The 17804-nt window shown below is 33.0% G+C and carries 20 protein-coding genes; 14 read left to right on the forward strand and 6 right to left on the reverse strand.

Going from position 1 to position 17804, the window contains the following annotated elements; all coding sequences use genetic code 11:
- Nucleotides 1-207 precede the first annotated feature (207 nt).
- From AC1Q7L_RS17365 to AC1Q7L_RS17375, 3 genes are all read left to right on the forward strand, one after another.
- Entirely contained in the window at nucleotides 208-945 is a 738-nt protein-coding gene (locus AC1Q7L_RS17365; protein ID WP_492307157.1) for a hypothetical protein, read from the forward strand.
- Nucleotides 946-1059: 114 nt separating this feature from the next.
- The gene (locus tag AC1Q7L_RS17370; protein WP_492307156.1) at nucleotides 1060-3288 is read left to right on the forward strand and encodes a DUF2339 domain-containing protein; all 2229 of its coding nucleotides are present in this window, start codon (nucleotides 1060-1062) and stop codon (nucleotides 3286-3288) included.
- 107 nt (nucleotides 3289-3395) lie between these two features.
- Complete coding sequence (locus AC1Q7L_RS17375) at nucleotides 3396-3833, forward strand: hypothetical protein (RefSeq protein WP_492307155.1); 438 nt, start codon at nucleotides 3396-3398, stop codon at nucleotides 3831-3833.
- Nucleotides 3834-3885: 52 nt separating this feature from the next.
- On the opposite strand, the gene AC1Q7L_RS17380 is transcribed toward AC1Q7L_RS17375, so the two are convergent.
- The gene (locus tag AC1Q7L_RS17380; protein ID WP_492307154.1) at nucleotides 3886-5163 is read right to left on the reverse strand and encodes a replication-associated recombination protein A; all 1278 of its coding nucleotides are present in this window, start codon (nucleotides 5161-5163) and stop codon (nucleotides 3886-3888) included.
- Between the two features lie 195 nt (nucleotides 5164-5358).
- Here AC1Q7L_RS17380 and yidD point away from each other — a divergent pair, with 195 nt between their 5' ends.
- On the forward strand, nucleotides 5359-5601 hold the full coding sequence (gene yidD / locus AC1Q7L_RS17385; protein WP_066750451.1) for a membrane protein insertion efficiency factor YidD: 243 nt from the start codon (nucleotides 5359-5361) through the stop codon (nucleotides 5599-5601).
- A gap of 433 nt (nucleotides 5602-6034) precedes the next feature.
- Nucleotides 6035-6901, forward strand: a complete 867-nt coding sequence (gene lgt / locus AC1Q7L_RS17390) for a prolipoprotein diacylglyceryl transferase (protein WP_066759410.1) — start codon at nucleotides 6035-6037, stop codon at nucleotides 6899-6901.
- Between the two features lie 63 nt (nucleotides 6902-6964).
- On the opposite strand, the gene AC1Q7L_RS17395 is transcribed toward lgt, so the two are convergent.
- On the reverse strand, nucleotides 6965-8479 hold the full coding sequence (locus AC1Q7L_RS17395; protein ID WP_492307153.1) for an NAD(P)H-hydrate dehydratase: 1515 nt from the start codon (nucleotides 8477-8479) through the stop codon (nucleotides 6965-6967).
- A gap of 217 nt (nucleotides 8480-8696) precedes the next feature.
- Here AC1Q7L_RS17395 and mscL (AC1Q7L_RS17400) point away from each other — a divergent pair, with 217 nt between their 5' ends.
- Both mscL (AC1Q7L_RS17400) and mscL (AC1Q7L_RS17405) read left to right on the forward strand, forming a co-directional pair.
- Nucleotides 8697-9077 carry a large conductance mechanosensitive channel protein MscL gene (mscL, locus tag AC1Q7L_RS17400; RefSeq protein WP_410693456.1) on the forward strand — a complete coding sequence of 127 codons (381 nt, stop codon included), beginning with the start codon at nucleotides 8697-8699 and terminating at the stop codon, nucleotides 9075-9077.
- A 108-nt stretch (nucleotides 9078-9185) separates the two neighbouring features.
- Complete coding sequence (gene mscL, locus AC1Q7L_RS17405; protein ID WP_492307152.1) at nucleotides 9186-9566, forward strand: large conductance mechanosensitive channel protein MscL; 381 nt, start codon at nucleotides 9186-9188, stop codon at nucleotides 9564-9566.
- Nucleotides 9567-9616: 50 nt separating this feature from the next.
- Here mscL (AC1Q7L_RS17405) and AC1Q7L_RS17410 read toward each other — a convergent pair whose 3' ends face one another.
- Nucleotides 9617-10576, reverse strand: a complete 960-nt coding sequence (locus AC1Q7L_RS17410) for a D-2-hydroxyacid dehydrogenase (RefSeq protein WP_410693458.1) — start codon at nucleotides 10574-10576, stop codon at nucleotides 9617-9619.
- 103 nt (nucleotides 10577-10679) lie between these two features.
- Nucleotides 10680-11081 carry an LNS2 domain-containing protein gene (locus AC1Q7L_RS17415; protein ID WP_066750468.1) on the reverse strand — a complete coding sequence of 134 codons (402 nt, stop codon included), beginning with the start codon at nucleotides 11079-11081 and terminating at the stop codon, nucleotides 10680-10682.
- A 264-nt stretch (nucleotides 11082-11345) separates the two neighbouring features.
- Here AC1Q7L_RS17415 and AC1Q7L_RS17420 point away from each other — a divergent pair, with 264 nt between their 5' ends.
- The 5 genes from AC1Q7L_RS17420 (at nucleotide 11346) to gcvT (ending at nucleotide 14805) form a co-directional block, all read left to right on the forward strand.
- Entirely contained in the window at nucleotides 11346-11975 is a 630-nt protein-coding gene (locus tag AC1Q7L_RS17420) for a hypothetical protein (RefSeq protein WP_492307151.1), read from the forward strand.
- Between the two features lie 82 nt (nucleotides 11976-12057).
- Nucleotides 12058-12660 (forward strand): Pr6Pr family membrane protein, encoded by a 603-nt coding sequence (locus AC1Q7L_RS17425; RefSeq protein ID WP_492307150.1) that lies wholly within the window; start codon nucleotides 12058-12060, stop codon nucleotides 12658-12660.
- A 75-nt stretch (nucleotides 12661-12735) separates the two neighbouring features.
- The gene (gene idi, locus AC1Q7L_RS17430) at nucleotides 12736-13245 is read left to right on the forward strand and encodes an isopentenyl-diphosphate Delta-isomerase (protein ID WP_492307149.1); all 510 of its coding nucleotides are present in this window, start codon (nucleotides 12736-12738) and stop codon (nucleotides 13243-13245) included.
- 1 nt (nucleotide 13246) lies between these two features.
- Nucleotides 13247-13720 (forward strand): hypothetical protein, encoded by a 474-nt coding sequence (locus tag AC1Q7L_RS17435; protein WP_492307148.1) that lies wholly within the window; start codon nucleotides 13247-13249, stop codon nucleotides 13718-13720.
- An 8-nt stretch (nucleotides 13721-13728) separates the two neighbouring features.
- Entirely contained in the window at nucleotides 13729-14805 is a 1077-nt protein-coding gene (gene gcvT, locus AC1Q7L_RS17440) for a glycine cleavage system aminomethyltransferase GcvT (RefSeq protein ID WP_492307147.1), read from the forward strand.
- A gap of 469 nt (nucleotides 14806-15274) precedes the next feature.
- On the opposite strand, the gene AC1Q7L_RS17445 is transcribed toward gcvT, so the two are convergent.
- Nucleotides 15275-15616: a hypothetical protein gene (locus tag AC1Q7L_RS17445; RefSeq protein ID WP_492307146.1), complete on the reverse strand. Its 342-nt coding sequence runs from the start codon at nucleotides 15614-15616 to the stop codon at nucleotides 15275-15277.
- 45 nt (nucleotides 15617-15661) lie between these two features.
- Entirely contained in the window at nucleotides 15662-16015 is a 354-nt protein-coding gene (locus AC1Q7L_RS17450; protein ID WP_066750506.1) for an arsenate reductase family protein, read from the reverse strand.
- A gap of 119 nt (nucleotides 16016-16134) precedes the next feature.
- On the opposite strand from AC1Q7L_RS17450, the gene AC1Q7L_RS17455 reads away from it, so the two are divergent.
- Both AC1Q7L_RS17455 and AC1Q7L_RS17460 read left to right on the forward strand, forming a co-directional pair.
- Entirely contained in the window at nucleotides 16135-16602 is a 468-nt protein-coding gene (locus AC1Q7L_RS17455) for an acyl-CoA thioesterase (protein ID WP_123983873.1), read from the forward strand.
- Nucleotides 16603-16613: 11 nt separating this feature from the next.
- Complete coding sequence (locus AC1Q7L_RS17460; RefSeq protein ID WP_492307145.1) at nucleotides 16614-17492, forward strand: sugar phosphate isomerase/epimerase family protein; 879 nt, start codon at nucleotides 16614-16616, stop codon at nucleotides 17490-17492.
- Nucleotides 17493-17804 lie beyond the last annotated feature (312 nt).

A 17804-nucleotide genomic window follows, 5' to 3' on the forward strand; every position in this document is an offset into this window, starting at 1 on the left:
TCAACCCAAAAGCTTTATTCGATTTTTCAAATTCACATAAATAACCAGATTATCTGTATTTTTTTAATAAATATTAAACAAATGATTAAAAATATTTTATTAATTTTTAATTAATGTTAAAAAAAACTTAATCACGAAGGCATGATTTTTGCTTTAAAAAAAATTGAAAACTAACTGATTTGACCATAACTAATTAAATTTTTTAACATGAAAACTAAAATTTGTAGTGCAATTTTATCCTTAATTGCTATTAGCGCATTTTCGCAAGTCGGAATCGGGACTCCAACTCCTTTAGCCATGCTAGATGTAAACGGAACCATGAAAATCAGGACAACACCTGTTGCTCCAGCACTTCCAGGATATCAGATCTTGGCAGTAAACCAAAATACTGGTGGCGACTTTCAGGTTGCTCAGGTAAACCCTCAACTTATTGTTGATGCGGCTGTAAATGCTATTAACTTAAATAGCTCTAATACAAGCGTTTATTCTGCTAAGAAAACGGCAGGTATTAATTTGTTAAGCTTATCCCTTTTTCCAACCGGATTTAGAGCTGTAAATTTTGTACAGGCAGAAAGAACTTTAGGAACTGCATCGTTATTTTCCGATACGGATAATACGTATACGGTTCCTACAAATGGAGTCTATGCAATTGGATACTCTTTTCGATACGGAACAGGGCTTCAGGCTGCTATCCTAGCAGACTCTCCAGGAGTTGGAATTTTGAGAACACGTGCAGGAGTTGCAACTCTTATTGACAGCAGAACCTTCAGTGGAGCGAATCTTCTTGTATTAAGCTTAACGATTTCAGAAACAAGTATAAATTCTCTTTACACGTTACAATCTGGCGACAAAATTTCTTTTGGTCTTACAGGATCATCATTGCTTAATGTTGGGCTATTAGGCTCTAGCACAGGTTCTTTTTATATCTATAAAGTATCGAACTAGAAAACTACTTTTACTTTAATCACTCTATATAATTAATCCATCGCATGTTTTATGTGGTGGATTAATTCTTTGTAACCTCCCCGAATTTTCTATATTTGATAAATAAAACGACAAATGGAAAACTTCCTGCTCATCATATTAATCATCGCCTTTATTTTTGCCTATTATACTTTTAGTAAAAAGATAAGCCATCTTGAAGATGAAATTTCTGAGTTAAGAAAAAACGCAAATAAAAGTGTACAATTAACTGAAATCAAGGAAGAAAGAACAACTTCTGAAGTAAAATTTACTTTAGATAAAGATATTCAGGAAGTTCAGCCGATAGAACAACAGATTTCCATTTCCGAAGAAATTCCTCCACAAAAAGATTGGGTGGCTCCGATTTTTGATTTTCTAAAACAAAACATATTGACAATCATTGGAATTTTCACTCTGGTTCTCGGAATCGGATATTTTGTAAAGTATGCGATTGATAAAAACTGGATCGGAGAAACTTCAAGAGCAGGAATTGGTTTCCTAATCGGTGGTGGAATTATGCTGACTGCCCATTTTTTAAGGAAAAATTACGCTGTATTTTCATCAATTATTACAGGCGGCGGAATTGCAATTTTATATTTCACAACCACTATTGCTTTTAGGGAATATCATTTGTTTACACAGAATTTCGCCTTTATCATAACTTGTATTATTACATTGATTTCCATACTTCTATCGTATTATTATAAGAGTGAAACGTTAATTATTTTCTCGTTATTCGGTGGATTTTTAGCACCTTTAATGATCAGCACCGGACAAAGCAACTACCCTTTTCTCTTCACTTACATCATGGTTTTAAATATTGGAATGCTCATCATCGCATTTCTAAAACATTGGAAAAGTGTGGGTTGGATCGCCTTTATTTTCACTAATATTTATCTTTTTTATTGGACTGTAGAAAACCCCGAAATTTTAAGCATCTATTTTTACATTATTGCTTATATAATTTTCTACGCATTTGCTTTGCAGAGTTATATCAAGAAAAATGTACTTTCAACTTATGATATTTTAATGCTTGTATTGATTAATTTCTCAAGTATTATTGGTATCGTGTATATTTTCAATGAATTAGATTATGAACCTGTCATTATATTTCCAATTATTTTTGCTTTAATTAACAGCTTATTATTACTCAAAGAATACAATAAAAAAGTCTTCGGAGTTAGTTATTCTGTTTTTACAGGAATTACGGTAAGTCTTGTTACCATTGCGTTTGCGTTGCAGTTTAAGACACATTTAATCACAACAGTTTGGGCGATTGAGGCAACACTCCTTTTATTTATCTGGAAGAAAACCAATCTTACTATTTTTAAGCTTTGTTTTTATGTTTTGTTCCCTTTGGTTATTGTAACTCAAATGGTTACTTGGGCTGAATATTATACTGCGAAAAATCTTAATATTGTCTTCAATCCTGTATTTTTAACAAGTTCTGTAACTGTAATTACCACTCTGGCTAACTTGATTTTACTGAAAAAACTTCCTGAAACCCAAAAACAGGACAACAGTTTTTTTGAATATACCTTTAAAATTTTAAGCTTTGGAGTGATTTATGTTGCTCTATTATTGGAAATTATTTATCATATTTCAGAAAAACCTTGGTCGTTTATTTTCAGTATTGGACTGTTATTCAGTGTGTATTATCTTTTTATTATTTTATTGTTCCGTAGAAAATTAGATATTAATAAAGATTTTGAAACCGGATTAATCTATATCTTTTTGTTTCTATTAATGTTGAATGTTTCATTTTCGGCATCAGGAATTGTGACGTCTATTTTAGTGAAGAAAATCGATATTAATTTTTATGCCGTACACCTACTCTACTGGATTCCATTCATTTATACACTTTGGAAAATATTACCTGAATCAGATTTCTTCAAAAAAGAAATTTCGTATTGGTTTGCATCTATCACATTTGTTACCGTAATCAGTTGTGAATTGTACCATTTATATATTCTGGCTAACACAACTGACATTTTGACAGTCTGGAAGCTTGAAAAACACTTCAGTATTTTATATTTACCAATAATTTGGGCAATTCTTTCAAGTATTTTTATTTATTTGGGGTTAAAGAAAAACATTTCAGAACTCAACAAAGTTGGCTTTGCTCTTCTTGGTTTGATGATTTTAAAATTATACGCTTACGATGTCTGGCAAATGGATAATGTTTCAAGAATTATTGCATTTATTATTTTGGGTATCATTTTATTACTGAGTTCATTTATGTTTCAGCGATTAAAAAATATCATTAAAAATCTCGTTGATAAAAAAGATGAAAATATTGAAAATGACAATTCAGGATTGCAATAAAAAGCCTTATTGATGGTTAATTTTTAATTTAAACTAAAAATTCATTCACATTTTATAAAAATTACTTATATTTATCAAGTTTTTAACAGTTACATATTCCATAAACTATGAAAAAATTACTCTACTCTTTATTAATATTTGCTTCAGCAAGTTTATTTGCTCAGAAAAATACATCTACAAAATTCGCAATTGCCAATGACGTTGTAGGATCTGTAGATATGTTCGCCACTAAAGGCAATATGCTTCAAGGTAAAGGCATTCCAAGAACAAAGGCTGCACTACCTCAAAACCTTAAAAAATATGCTGATCTTGCAGATAACGGACTTGTAGAATATAAGTTTATCAAAGGTTACGAAGGTTTAGACAGGCTTACAATAGCTCAAGTCAATGAAATGGATAGTCTTCCAAAAGATACACCGGTTTTCATCGATGGTTATGAGTTCAAAAATCCTGAAACTAAGGTTTACGCGGAAATCCTGAACAACAAACAGATCAAAGAAGAGAACGGTAAAAAATTCTTAACTTTTACAACTAAAGCGAAATAATTTTATTATTCAAAATATAAAAGGATACTCAGTGAGTATCCTTTTTTAGTATTTAATATTTATCATTCCATTTTTTCTTGAGCTCATCGTAGATCTTCTTTTCGGTCGCATTATTTCCGGGCTCATATAATTTTAAACTTTTGATTTCCTGTGGCAGAAAATCCTGATCAACAAAATTACCCTCATAAGAATGGGCGTATTTATATTCTTTGCCATAATCCATATCTTTCATCAGCTTTGTCGGCGCATTTCTAAGATGTAGAGGAACAGGCAGATTTCCGGTTTGCTTTACCAATGCCAAAGCATCATTAATAGCCATATAAGCCGAATTACTTTTCGGAGAAACGGCCAGATAAATTGCTGTTTCACTCAAAATAATTCTCGCTTCCGGGTTTCCAATCACGTTGATGGCCTGAAAACAATTATTAGCGATCATTAAAGCTGTAGGATTCGCCAAACCAATATCTTCAGCAGCCAAAATCAACATTCTTCTGGCAATAAATTTAATATCCTCACCTCCCGCGATCATTCTTGCGAGCCAATAAACAGCTCCATTCGGATCACTTCCGCGCATCGATTTAATGAATGCCGAAATAATATCATAATGCTGCTCCCCATTTTTATCATAAAGCGCCATCGTTTCCTGCAGAACTTCAAGAACATCAGAATTAATAATTTCGTTGGTATCAGAGTTTTTATATTGATTTAAAACAAGTTCCACAGAATTGATCAATTTTCTGGCATCACCTCCCGAATATTGAATCAGAGCTTCTTTTTCTAAAATTTTAAAATAGGTATTTTCTTCTTTATTAAATCTGTCTGAAGAAATATCAACAAGTTCTTCGAGTTTTTCATAGCTCAATGCTTTCAAAACATAAACCTGACTTCTCGAAAGCAAAGCCGAAACCACCTCAAAACTTGGATTTTCTGTAGTTGCACCAATTAAAACTATCCAACCTTTTTCAACTGCGTGCAGAAGTGAATCCTGCTGAGATTTATTAAAACGGTGAATTTCATCAATAAATAAGATCGGTGATTTTCCTGAAAACAAATTCTGATTTTTGGCTTCTTCAATAATATCCCGAACATCTTTTACTCCTGAAGAAACCGCAGAAAGTTTATAAAATGTTCTTCCGGATTTTTCAGAAATAATTTCAGCCAAAGTCGTTTTTCCGGTTCCGGGAGGTCCCCAGAAAATAAGAGAATTCAAAGCATTATTCTCTATCATTTTTCTTATCGTTCCTTTTTCTCCCGTAAGATGCTCCTGCCCGAGAACTTCATCTAAGGTTTTGGGTCTTAATTTTTCAGCTAATGGAATATTTTGATTCAAGATTTTTTGATTTGATTTAAAGTGAAAATTTTAATACAAAGATGACAAAGCACCCATAAATATTTCAATTTTGAATGTGTAAATATACAAAATCGACAAACGCCGGAATTTATCCGATGAAACAACTATTTACGCCCCGAAACTTATAACAAATTTAAACTAATTTTAATTTTTTTACCCTATTTTTGCATTGCTTTGAAACTCACATTCAATAAAATCATCACTTTTCCTTTGGTAGTTTTAATAAAATTTTACCAATGGTTTATCTCGCCTTTACTTCCAAAAAACTGCCGTTACGAGCCTACATGTTCACATTACATGGTGAAATCGTTGCAGGTTCACGGTATTTTTAAAGGTTTTTGGTTAGGTTTGAAAAGAATTTCAAAATGTCATCCTTGGGGAGGAAGCGGATATGATCCCGTTCCACCAAAAAAATAAAATCAACGAACAAACTATTAAAAAAATAGAAATGAGTAATATTTTTTTCAGAATTTACCTTGTATTATTTGCCTTTATTACGCAAAGTCTTTTTGCACAGGATTATCAGGGCAGTTTATCAGACGGAACTTTAAAGGTAAATTCAACTGAACTTCCTGTAAAAATTTATGCAACAACTGAAGCTCAGGATCTGAGCGGATTTGCCGATAAAAAAATAGACAACAATGTTTTGGTTATTCTGAATGAATCCAACTTTGAGCCTAATTATTACAATTACAGTGTGCAAACTCTGGCAAGATTTAAAGAAAATCAGTATCAGTTTTTTGATAAGAACTTTAAATTAATTCAAACTGGAGCTACGCAGGACAATATCACTACATTTAAATATGCTGTAAAATCTAGCAAGCCAATTGCAGCTTCTGATAAGGTAGAACTGGAAACTCCATTTAAAATTTGGGACCCTTCAAAGGGAATTCAATTAGGCCCAATCACCCTACATTTCTATAGCTTAATGTTTATTTTCGCTTTTGGATTAGGTTATGTTTTAATGGCTAAAATTTTTAAGATCGATAATGTAAACATAAAATATCTTGAACCTCTTTTCACTTGGACGTTGATCGGAACTATTTTGGGTGCAAGATTGGGACACGTTATTTTCTATCAGCCGGAATTATTCAAAGAAGACTTTTGGAGTGTATTTTTACCGATCAGCACTAAAAACGGATTAAAATTCACGGGATTTTCAGGATTGGCAAGTCACGGAGCGACGATCGCTTTGATCTTTACAACACTTTATTATTCATTTAAAATCATCAAGAAAAATCCGTTCTGGGTATATGACAGAATAGGAATCGTAGTTGCTTTAGGAGGTGCTTTTGTAAGAATGGGTAACTTTTTCAATTCTGAAATTATAGGAAAACCAGTTGACCCTAGTTCACCATTCGCTATATTTTTCCCTCAGCAAAGCAGTGAGTACGGCGTAACAATTCCACGTTATCCTACACAGTTATTTGAAGCGATCGGATATGTTTGTTTATTCGTTTTATTATGGATCTTATATACAAGAACCAACAAAAAATACCAACAGGGATGGTTATTCGGACTGTTTTTCATCATTCTTTGGGCAATCAGATTCTTTGTAGAATTCTTGAAAGAACCTCAGGGCGACGAATTCATTCAATTTGGAGGATTAAATACCGGACAAATCCTTTCAATTCCTTTTATGATCGCAGGATTTGTGATTATGATTTATTCCAAGAAATTTAAGATCACTGAAGCAGAAAACGGGAAACCGGAATAAGCTTACTTTATCATATTTAAAAAGGCAAATTTGCATCACGCGAATTTGCCTTTTTTATTTATATTATAGTTTTATCGAAGTATTTTTATTGAGTTCTTCGAAAACATTTCCGAATTCATTAATAACATCCGTTGGAAGCATAGATTCTTTAGAATATTTTTCAGCAGCAAATTCAGCGGCTTTTCCATGAAACCACACACCGAAAATAGCGGCATTTTCTTCCGAATATCCCTGAGCAAGAAATGAAGTTATGATTCCTGTTAGAATATCTCCGCTTCCTCCTTTTGCCAAACCGGAATTTCCTGTAATATTATAAAAAACATTTCCTTCCGGAGTAATTATTTGTGTGTGATGATCTTTCAGGACAATATAAATTTGAAGTTCATTGGCTTTTTTTCGGGCTAATTCTACTCTTTCGAAAGAATTTTTTGTCGCACCAAATAATCTTTCAAACTCTTTTGGATGCGGAGTTATGATCGATTTTTTTGGAATTAATTTTAAGTTTTTCTCATCTTTTGAAATAATATTTAAAGCATCAGCATCCAATAGTAATGGTTTTGGATATTGTTTTAAAAATTTTAATAGAGATTTTTCTGTTTCCGAATCTGTTCCTAATCCCGGGCCTATTCCACAAACTGAGGTTTCATCAATATCAAACTGATCGATATAATTTTCACCACCCTGTATAAACATGGCTTCCGGGCAAGAAGTTTGAAGAATTTCATATCCACATTTTGGAGCTAATGTAAAAGTTAATCCAGCTCCTGTTTTCAAGGCAGATTTTGTAGCCAAAACAGCCGCACCGACTTTACCATAACTTCCTGCAGCAATCGTCACTTTTCCATAAGTACCTTTATGAGAAAACTCATTTCTGGGTTTGAAGATACTTTCTACAATTTTATCATCAATAACAAAATCCGGTGTTGCTGTATTTGAAATATATTCTTCACTTAAATTTATATCTAAAATAACGACTTTCCCTGTATATTTTCCTGTTTCGGGATGCAGGAAACTTTTTTTCCAAAACTGAAAGCTTAATGTATAATCTGCTTTAAAAATAGTAGAATTTTCATCAGAAATAACGTCTGTAAATAATCCTGACGGAACATCAATTGAAATTCTAACATTATTTTTAGAGTTTAAATCATTAACAAGTTGTTTATAATCACCTTCCAATTCCCTTGATAATCCGGTTCCGAAAAGAGCATCAATAATTACCGTTCTGCTGTCAAAACGATAGCTTTCAACATCCTTAAAACTCTTAATAAGTACGCCTGAAACTTCTTTTAATTCTTTAAAATTCACATTCGCGTCATTGGAATATTTTGCTTTGGGATCTACAAAAACATCAACATCAAAACCTTTTAAATACAACATTTTAGCGATGGCAAAACCATCTCCTCCGTTATTTCCACTGCCGCAAAATATGGTGAAATTTCTATGATTTTTACAGTTTTCATAGATCCAGTCTACACAACTTTGTGCTGCCCTTTCCATTAATTGAATTGACGAAACAGGTTCATCAGAAATTGTAAACTCGTCACATTTACGGATCTGCTCTGCTGTGAAAATTTTCATAATTATTATTGTTTTTATTATACATACTACTGTTAACAGCAATTTACAAAGAATTTTTTCGATTTTTTTAAAATTAAACAACAAATAAAACGAATGTGAAATTAAATCGCATAAAAAATTAATTCACTTATATTTTTAAATAAAAACTTGAAATCATAAAAATTTTTATAACATAAATTCCTATTTTTGTTTATAACAATACTTAAAAATATAAATTATGGGATTTATTAAAGAATTTAAATCATTTGCTTTTAAAGGAAATGTACTTGATCTGGCAGTCGGTGTTATCATTGGTGGAGCCTTTGGAAAAATCGTTTCGTCTTTGGTAGAAGATGTTATTACTCCTTTATTATTAAATCCTGCTCTTAAAGCTGCGGGGGCAGAAAACATCTCAAAACTATCTTGGAACGGCGTTACTTACGGTAATTTTCTTTCTGCTGTAATCAGTTTCTTATGTATCGCAATGGTACTTTTCTGGATCATTAAAGGTGCTAACAGAATTATTAAAAAAGACGAGGTTGCTCCAGCCGGACCTACTGAAGACCAAAAATTATTAATGGAAATCAGAGATTTGCTTAAAAGTAAAAACAACATATAAAACCCAGACCACTTCAAAATTGAAGTGGTTTTTATTTATTCTTAAAAAACTGATCCCTAACAAATCAAAATTTTATTATATTTGCCCGTAACACAATGTAAAAAAATTATGGGATTTTTAAAAGAATTTAAAGAATTTGCCTTTAAGGGTAATGTTATTGATCTGGCAGTCGGGGTAATAATCGGTGGTGCCTTTGGGAAAATTGTATCGTCATTAGTTGCGGACGTCATTACACCTTTATTATTAACTCCTGCTCTTAAAGCTGCGGGCGCGGACGACATTACAAAATTATCATGGAACGGAGTTACCTACGGAAACTTCTTATCATCAGTTATCAGCTTTTTATGTGTCGCAATGGTACTTTTCTGGATTATTAAAGGTGCTAATAGAATAACTAAAAAAGAAGAACCGGCTCCCGCTGGACCAACTGACGACCAAAAATTATTAACCGAAATCAGAGATTTGCTTAAAAGTAAAAACAATCTATAAAACAAAAACACCTCAATCTGAGGTGCTTTTTATTCTTTATAATAATCAGATTACTGAATCTGTAAAATACTTGAAATCTGTTCTGCCAAAGACAAACCAATTCTGTCCTGAGCTTCCAAAGTAGATGCACCTGTGTGAGGCGTCAAAGAAATTTTAGAATGATTAAGGATTTCTTTAGAAGGTGTCGGTTCGTTGATGAAAACATCAAGACCTGCAAACCTTACTTTTCCTGAATCTAAAGCTTCAATTAAAGCAGACTCGTCGATCACACCACCTCTTGAGCAGTTTACGATAGCAACACCGTCTTTCATGATGTCAAACTCATTTTTACCGATCATATAACCGTCTTTCTGAGCCGGAACGTGAAGCGTAATGAAATCTGAATGCTTTAAAACTTCCTGCAAAGGTTCTGTTTCAATATCTACATTAATGAACTGATTGTTGTAGAATTTCACTTTAATGCTTGCTCTTCCAACATTGCTGTCGGCTGCAACCACTCTCATTCCAAGTCCTAGAGCGATTCTTGCAACCTCCTGTCCGATTCTTCCCATCCCAACAATTCCGATGGTTTTTCCTCTTAATTCGATACCTGCAGCATACGCTTTTTTAAGACCTCCAAATTCTGTATCTCCTACTAAAGGCATTTTTCTGTTTGAATCCTGCAAAAATCTTGCTCCTGAAAATAAGTGAGCAAAAACCAATTCAGCAACCGATTCTGAAGAAGCAGAAGGCGTATTGATCACATGAATTCCTTTTTCTCTTGCATAATCTACATCAATATTATCCATTCCAACTCCACCTCTACCGATGATTCCAAGTGACGGACAATTATCAATAATATCTTTTCTTACCTGTGTTGCACTACGCACCAATAAAGTACGGATTTTGTGCTCGTTGATATAATCTACCAAAAACTCCTGCGGAACTTTTGCAGTGATCACTTCAAAACCTTTCTCAGTCAATGCATCAATCCCAGACTGATCCAACCCATCGTTTGCTAAAACTTTCATAAATATTCTTTATCTATTTAAAAACTAAAAGATTTAAAAATTAAAAGATCAAGCAGTATTATCCACTTTAATCGTTTAATCTTTAAATCCTCGAATTATAATTTTAATCTTTAAAAACTTCAATCGTAACTTGCTTTTCTACAAGATCCGTGAATTTTCCTTTATATCTTGTCGCTCTTACCAAATGGTTGTCTATCCAGTGATAGTTTCCTCCTCTTGGTTTTCCGCATAAAACACTGTGATATTTAAATCCGTGCTTATCCAACCAATCAATGGTAATTTGCTTTAGATTTTCTGTTCTTGAAGTGAAAAAACAGATCTGGTGACCTTCGTCGTACCATTTATTCACTGTTTCTAAAGCGTCTGGATAAGGCTCACAAGTAACCATTCTCTCCGGCTCTTCATTTGGTACATCGTCAGTAATAGTTCCGTCGATGTCTATTAAATAGTTTTTTACCCCGTCCTTAAGAATCGGACTTAAATGCTCTTTGTATTCTAATTCCATCATGAAAATTTGAATTGCAAAGTTACGATTTTTACATCTAACGGATGTACTAAACTTAGTTTAAATTAATATTACACTCTTTAAATTATTATTTCCCGAATAAAATAAAGACTTACCCTATCGTTTTTACAATTGAGATTAAAAATATTCTGTTTTGCAATGAATTAAATATTAATGATGATTTGGTTATTATTTATAAGCTTTCCATATCAAAATTTAAGGCTGATTTGGTATCTTTATTGATCATATTACAAAAAATAAATTATGAAATTTAATATTTTAACCCTCGGAGTATTATCATTATTCCTTTTTTCATGTAATAAAAACAGCAAAACCGAAGAAACGATTACAAAAAATTCAGACAGTACTCTTGTAACTCCGCCAGCAAAGGACTCTACACCAGCTGAAGAAATTAAAGAAGCCGATAAAACTGCAAACTATATTTTAATAGCAGAATCTAAGGAAACTCCGGGAACTATTAATGAAACTACAATTCAAAAATTATCTGAGCCTTTAAAAGCCATCGCTGCATTATACAGCGGACTCGGAGGATCAAATTGTCAAGGCGAAAACTGTGAATTAACTACAGCTTTAGGCTTAGGAAAACAAGGTTCGCAGGCACAAAAAGATTTAGTAAAAAAATGGTTTGGAAAAGACAAGGCTGCCGAACAATTAATCGCTCAGGATTTTTTCCAGCCACCTAATTCAGCTTCCAATTTTTCGGATTTTCAATATCTTAATTTTGAGCAAAACGCAGATACAGTTACCGTAAATTACAGCTTAATGACATATAGTCACGGAGCAACAACTTATATTAAAGGTCCGGACAAATATCTCATCAAAGGAAATACCATAGAAACGATTAACAGAAATATCTGGAAAGACGTTAAATAATAGCATATCAAAACATAAAGTCATTTTTCAATCTCGTAAAATGGCTTTTTTGTTTTATATTTATATCAACTAATTACAAACTATGAAAAAAAATATTGCTTTAATTTTCGCCCTGATTGGTTGGTTTGCTTTAATTGCCCAATACTATTTGCACATAGAAAACAGGATAAGTTCTTTATTGGAAGCTAACTTTAGATTTTTCACTTATTTTACAATATTGGTTAATTTAATTGTTACTATCTATTTTACAAGTGTAGCTTTCAAGAAACAAGGAGTTGAAGATAAAAACATAGGATATTTAACGGCAATTACAGTGTATATTACAATTGTTGGAGTCACCTATCAGATCATTCTGAGAGGAACATGGCAGCCGACCGGTTTACAAAGAATTGTTGACGAATTACTTCACAGCGTAATGCCTGTTCTCACGATAATTTTCTGGTATTTATTTGAAAATAAAGCTAAAGTAAAATACAGTCAGATCTTAAAATGGGCTATATTTCCGATTGTTTATCTTATTGTCATTCTAGTCAGAGGAAATTTTTCGGGATTTTATCCTTATCCTTTTGTGGATGTAACTGCTTTGGGAATGACAAAAGTTTTAATTAATTCCTTATTTATTACCATTCTCTTTTTCATTATATCATTTTTATACATCAGGATCGGGAAAGCATTGAAAAAATAATTGTTGCCACGCAGATTAATATGATGTTTCACCAAAAATTTCCAAAATACATTTATTAAACTTACATTTGTAGGAATGGAAGAATTCGTAGTTTTGGTAAATCCGGCGGATGAAGTTTTAGGCTTAATGGAAAAGCAGCAGGCTCACATTAACGGCTTATTACACCGCGCATTTTCCGTTTTTTTATTCAATAACAAAGGTGAGATGCTTTTACAGAAAAGAGCGTCAGAAAAATACCACTCTCCCAATCAATGGACCAATGCCGTTTGTTCGCATCCAAGAAGCGGCGAAACTTATCTTGACGGAGCAAAACGCAGAGTTAAAGAGGAACTGGGAATCGAAAGTGAACTTTCAGAAAAATTCAATTTTATTTATAAAGCAGATGTTGGCAGTGGACTTTGGGAACACGAGCTTGACCACGTTTTTGTAGGAAACTACGAATCTGATTTCAATTTAAATAAAAACGAAGTAGAAGAAGTAAGATATATTTCCATGGAAAATCTCGATAAAGAAATCGCTGAACATCCTGAAAATTTCACAGAATGGTTTAAGATCATTCTCGAAGAATATAAACACCATTTTTAAAATGATTAAAAAATCAATATTAATAATAACATTACTGTTGGGATTTTTTTCGTTTGCCCAAAAGCAGAAGGTTTATGAGAATTCAAATTACTCAATTAATCTTCCCGATGGCTGGAAAGCAATGAATGAAGGCGATATCGTCAACATCTTTCCTACCAATGAAATTGGCGCGATCACAATTTCAGAATATCATGATCTGAACCTTCCAAAAGCAGAAACAAAAAAATTCATCCTTGCTCTTTACAAATCGAGTGACGATGAGAGTAAAATAAAAAGTAAGAACGGTAAAAAAGGATATACAGAATATTTTTACGAATATCTGGATGAAAAAGGAAAAATATTCTGGATCACAAAAGTTTTTCAAAAAGATAAAGATCTATACCTTGTTTCCATCAACTGTGGTCAGCAATACTGGAACGGAAATTACATGACCCTTTTTAATGAAACTTTTAACAGCTTTAAAATAAAGAAATAGAAATAAATATGAAGAAAACAGCCTTGTACGACAAACACGCTTCTCTGGGAGCGAAAATAGTACCTTTCGCAGGTTTTGAAATGCCTGTACAATATTCCGGAGTTACAGAAGAGCATTTTGCGGTAAGAGAAAAAGCAGGATTATTCGACGTATCTCACATGGGACAATTTTTCGTTGAAGGTCCCGGAGCTAAAGATCTTCTGCAATTGGTTACAACTAACAATGTAGACGCTTTAGAAAACGGAAAAGCTCAATATTCTTGTCTTCCAAACGAAAACGGAGGAATTGTAGACGACCTTATTGTTTACAAAATGGAAGATGAAAAGTATTTCGTGGTTGTAAATGCTTCAAACATTGAAAAAGACTGGAATCACATCGTAAAATACAACAATTTTGACGCTGTTTTGACGAATGCTTCTGATGACATGTCGTTATTGGCAATTCAAGGGCCGAAAGCGACTGAAATTCTTCAAAAACTGACAGATACAAACCTTTCTGAGATTCCTTACTATAACTTTACTGTTGGGTCTGTAGCAGGTGTGAATGGCGTAATTATTTCTAACACAGGTTATACAGGAAGCGGTGGTTTTGAGATTTACTTCCAAAATGAAAACGCTGAAAAATTGTGGGACGAAATCATTAAAGCTGGAGAATCTGAAGGAATTATTCCTTGTGGATTGGCTGCCAGAGACACTTTAAGACTTGAAAAAGGATTCTGTCTTTACGGAATGGACATTGATGATACAACTTCTCCGATTGAAGCTGGATTAGGATGGATCACAAAATTCGATAAAGATTTTGTGTCTAAAGATATTTTCGCAAAACAGAAAGAAGAAGGTGTTACGAGAAAATTAGTTGGTTTTGAACTTCAGGATAAAGGTGTTCCAAGACACGACTACCCTGTTGTAGATGCTGAAGGAAACGTGATCGGGAAAGTAACTTCCGGAACTCAGTCTCCAATGAAAAAAGTAGGTTTAGGATTGGCTTATGTTGATAAGCCTCATTTCAAAATTGGTTCTGAGATCTTTATTCAGGTAAGAAATAAAAATATCCCTGCAAAAGTGGTGAAAGCTCCTTTTGTATAATTAAAAGATATATTTAATAATAAAAACCGCAGAGCTTTCTGCGGTTTTTTTGTTTTTATGTTGCAATTATCCTTCAAGTTTGTCATTCCGGAGGAATCTCAACAGTGCTGTTCTAAACTAAGTGTAGATTCCTCCGGAATGACAAAATGTATGGTAAAAATTGTGGTTGAGATTGCTTTGTCGCTTCGCTCCTCGCAATGACAAATAATTTTACACCGTCCCAAGTTGGGAAAGTTCAAACCAATTTAATTTCTTATCGTCCCAGTCCCGGAAAGTTTAAAACTAAACAATTTATCTTCGTCCGAAGTCCGGAAAGTCTAAACCTATTTAGGTTTGCTCCGTCGGAAATTCTGACAGCTCAAACCTGTTTTGATTCTCTTTGTCGGAAGCTCCGACAGCGTAAAATTATATTTTGGATAAAAATTAACCTTTTTTACAAGAAAATTGCTGTCAGCCTAAAAGACTGACATTATTTTGGGGCGTGCTGAAAACAATAATCGTTTCCTATTTTAGTATAATGTTGGCATCTCGTTCCCTTTTTTGTGGTTCCGAGACATTGATTTCCTTTATTGGTTCCGTTTACTTTTTTAGGTTTAGAGGCAATTCCATACACAGATGGTCTTGGCGGATTACACTTTTTGCAAGGTTCCAAACCCATTTTCACCGCCTGAGCCACATCAAGCTGTGAAGAAAAATTATTAACCACTTTACAGGTAGACAGATGATATTTTGCCCCTGAAGGTGTTTTATAAACCGTTTGCCCACTCAGGCTCAACGAAATAAAAATCAATATGGAAACCAAATACTTCATTGAAATTCTTATCTAATCAGAACAGCAAATGATTATTTAATGATATTAGTTTGAGTGAAAATAATCTCTCAATTCTCCAATATTTTTTTTATCATTTCCGATAAAGATCTCTTTATCAGTAAGGAATACAGGACGTCTAAGGAACGTATAATGATCAAGCAAAAGCTCCTTAAAATCTTCCTCTCCCAATGTTTTCAGATCCAACTCTCTCAATTTGATCTGAGTAGATTTTTTACTGAATAATTCTTCGTATGATCCTGCAATTTTATGCATCGCTTCTAATTCCTCAATCGTTATAGGCTCTTTTTTGATCTCACGAAGTTCCCAATCTTTAAGACTAAACTGTGCTAATATTTTTCTACAAGTGTCACATGTATTAAGATAAAATACTTTTTTCATTTATTTTTTTAAGTTATTTTTTGTTAAATGAAACTCTTACGAAAGTTCCAACCTCCAAAAGTATGATTTAATCCGCCATTTTAAGAATTATTAAATACCTTTATTCAAATTTTATAAGAATGGATAACAAGCCTATCACTTTTCAGTTTATTTCTGAGCCTTCAGATGTTAATTATGGAGGAAATGTTCACGGAGGAAGTGTAATGAAGTGGATCGACCAAGCAGGATATGCATGTGCAACGACATGGAGCGGAAATTATTCCGTAACCGTGTATGTTGGCGGAATACGTTTCTATGAACCCATCAAAATCGGGGAAATTGTAAAGGTGGAAGCACAAGTCATTTACACTGGTTCTTCGAGTATGCATATTTCGATTAATGTTTTCTCAAGAAACCTGAAACAACCTACTTTTGATAAGAAAACCCACTGTATCATTGTTTTTGTCGCAGTTGATGAGAACGGAAAAAAACTTCCTGTCCCAAAATGGGTTCCTGAAACCGAACACGAAAAACAGCAGGAACAATATGCAAAACGCCTGATGGATCTCAGAACGCAGATTGAAGATGAAATGAAACCTTTTTTATAGTTTCCTGAAAAATGCTTAGAAAAGATTTTATACAGCTTTCTTCATTGGGACTTTTAGGAATGTATTCCTGTGGAATTTCTCATTTAAAAATTAATAAAAAACCTTTGGCAATACAACTTTACACCGTACGAGATGCTATTTCGGACAATTTGGAAAAGGCATTGGAAAAACTTGCAGCTTTAGGATTTCGAGATCTTGAAATTTATGGATATAACGGAACTTTTTTTGGAAAAAACAGAACTGAGTTTCAATCTATTCTAAAAAATACAGGATTAAAAGTCATCAGTTCTCATCATACAACCGGAATTATTCACCAAGAGAAAGGAACTTTATTAAACAATTGGGAGAAATCGGTTGAAGATTTAAACTTCATCGGATCTAAATATATGGTCTGTTCTTACCTTTTTGATGAAGAAAGAACGATTGAAAACTATAAAAAACTGCCTGAATTATTTGAAAAATGCGGAGAAACCACCAAAAAATCAGGAATTCAGTTTGCGTATCATAATCATGATTTCGAGTTTGAAAAATTTAATGAAAATCAAAATGTGTATGATTTTATTTTAAGTCAAACTTCACCCGATCTTGTGAAAATGGAGTTAGATCTTTACTGGATCTCAAAAGCCGGACTCGATCCTTTATTGTATTTTGAAAAATACCCTAATCGTTTTCCGTTGTGGCACGTAAAAGATATGAAAAAGGATACAAAAGATTTTGCCGAAATAGGAAACGGAGTTATTGATTTTAAAAGAATTTTTGAAGCAAGAGAAAAAGCAGGTTTACAACATTGGTTTGTTGAACAGGATTCGAGTGATAAGGATATTTTTGAAAGCATCAGAATGAGCCGAGATTATATTCAAAATAATAATTTTTTCTTTAAGCCTGTTTAAACTGATTAAAGATTTAACCACAAGAGATACAAAAGCCATTATTGGACAATTTAAAATTTAGCTCTTTTGAAAACAAAAGCCATCAAAAGAATAAAAATCAAAGATTTCTTTAAAACTTATGTGTTCTTCTTATTTGCCGTTCATTATAAACTTAAATAAATAATATGTTTAATCTTTTGTACCTTTTGTGGTTAAAATAAAAAGTTTAAACAGTTACAGCGTAAAGATTGTAAAGATTTCTTAATATCATAAAATACAAAAGCCTTTCGGAATATTCCAGAAGGCTTTTGCGTATTAAATGTGGAAATGTTT

It is taken from the genome of Chryseobacterium sp. GW823-FHT05E08 (assembly GCF_058795655.1).

Bases quoted from the DNA above. Each gene is read 5' to 3' on its own strand.
- AC1Q7L_RS17425 (WP_492307150.1), top strand. From the start codon at position 12,058: ATGAAAAAAAATATTGCTTTAATTTTCGCCCTGATTGGTTGGTTTGCT.
- AC1Q7L_RS17370 (WP_492307156.1), top strand. From the start codon at position 1,060: ATGGAAAACTTCCTGCTCATCATATTAATCATCGCCTTTATTTTTGCC.
- AC1Q7L_RS17445 (WP_492307146.1), bottom strand. From the start codon at position 15,616: ATGAAGTATTTGGTTTCCATATTGATTTTTATTTCGTTGAGCCTGAGT.
- AC1Q7L_RS17395 (WP_492307153.1), bottom strand. From the start codon at position 8,479: ATGAAAATTTTCACAGCAGAGCAGATCCGTAAATGTGACGAGTTTACA.
- AC1Q7L_RS17365 (WP_492307157.1), top strand. From the start codon at position 208: ATGAAAACTAAAATTTGTAGTGCAATTTTATCCTTAATTGCTATTAGC.
- AC1Q7L_RS17455 (WP_123983873.1), top strand. From the start codon at position 16,135: ATGGATAACAAGCCTATCACTTTTCAGTTTATTTCTGAGCCTTCAGAT.
- AC1Q7L_RS17375 (WP_492307155.1), top strand. From the start codon at position 3,396: ATGAAAAAATTACTCTACTCTTTATTAATATTTGCTTCAGCAAGTTTA.
- idi (WP_492307149.1), top strand. From the start codon at position 12,736: ATGGAAGAATTCGTAGTTTTGGTAAATCCGGCGGATGAAGTTTTAGGC.
- mscL (WP_492307152.1), top strand. From the start codon at position 9,186: ATGGGATTTTTAAAAGAATTTAAAGAATTTGCCTTTAAGGGTAATGTT.
- AC1Q7L_RS17450 (WP_066750506.1), bottom strand. From the start codon at position 16,015: ATGAAAAAAGTATTTTATCTTAATACATGTGACACTTGTAGAAAAATA.
- AC1Q7L_RS17420 (WP_492307151.1), top strand. From the start codon at position 11,346: ATGAAATTTAATATTTTAACCCTCGGAGTATTATCATTATTCCTTTTT.
- mscL (WP_410693456.1), top strand. From the start codon at position 8,697: ATGGGATTTATTAAAGAATTTAAATCATTTGCTTTTAAAGGAAATGTA.
- AC1Q7L_RS17410 (WP_410693458.1), bottom strand. From the start codon at position 10,576: ATGAAAGTTTTAGCAAACGATGGGTTGGATCAGTCTGGGATTGATGCA.
- AC1Q7L_RS17460 (WP_492307145.1), top strand. From the start codon at position 16,614: ATGCTTAGAAAAGATTTTATACAGCTTTCTTCATTGGGACTTTTAGGA.
- AC1Q7L_RS17415 (WP_066750468.1), bottom strand. From the start codon at position 11,081: ATGGAATTAGAATACAAAGAGCATTTAAGTCCGATTCTTAAGGACGGG.
- gcvT (WP_492307147.1), top strand. From the start codon at position 13,729: ATGAAGAAAACAGCCTTGTACGACAAACACGCTTCTCTGGGAGCGAAA.
- AC1Q7L_RS17435 (WP_492307148.1), top strand. From the start codon at position 13,247: ATGATTAAAAAATCAATATTAATAATAACATTACTGTTGGGATTTTTT.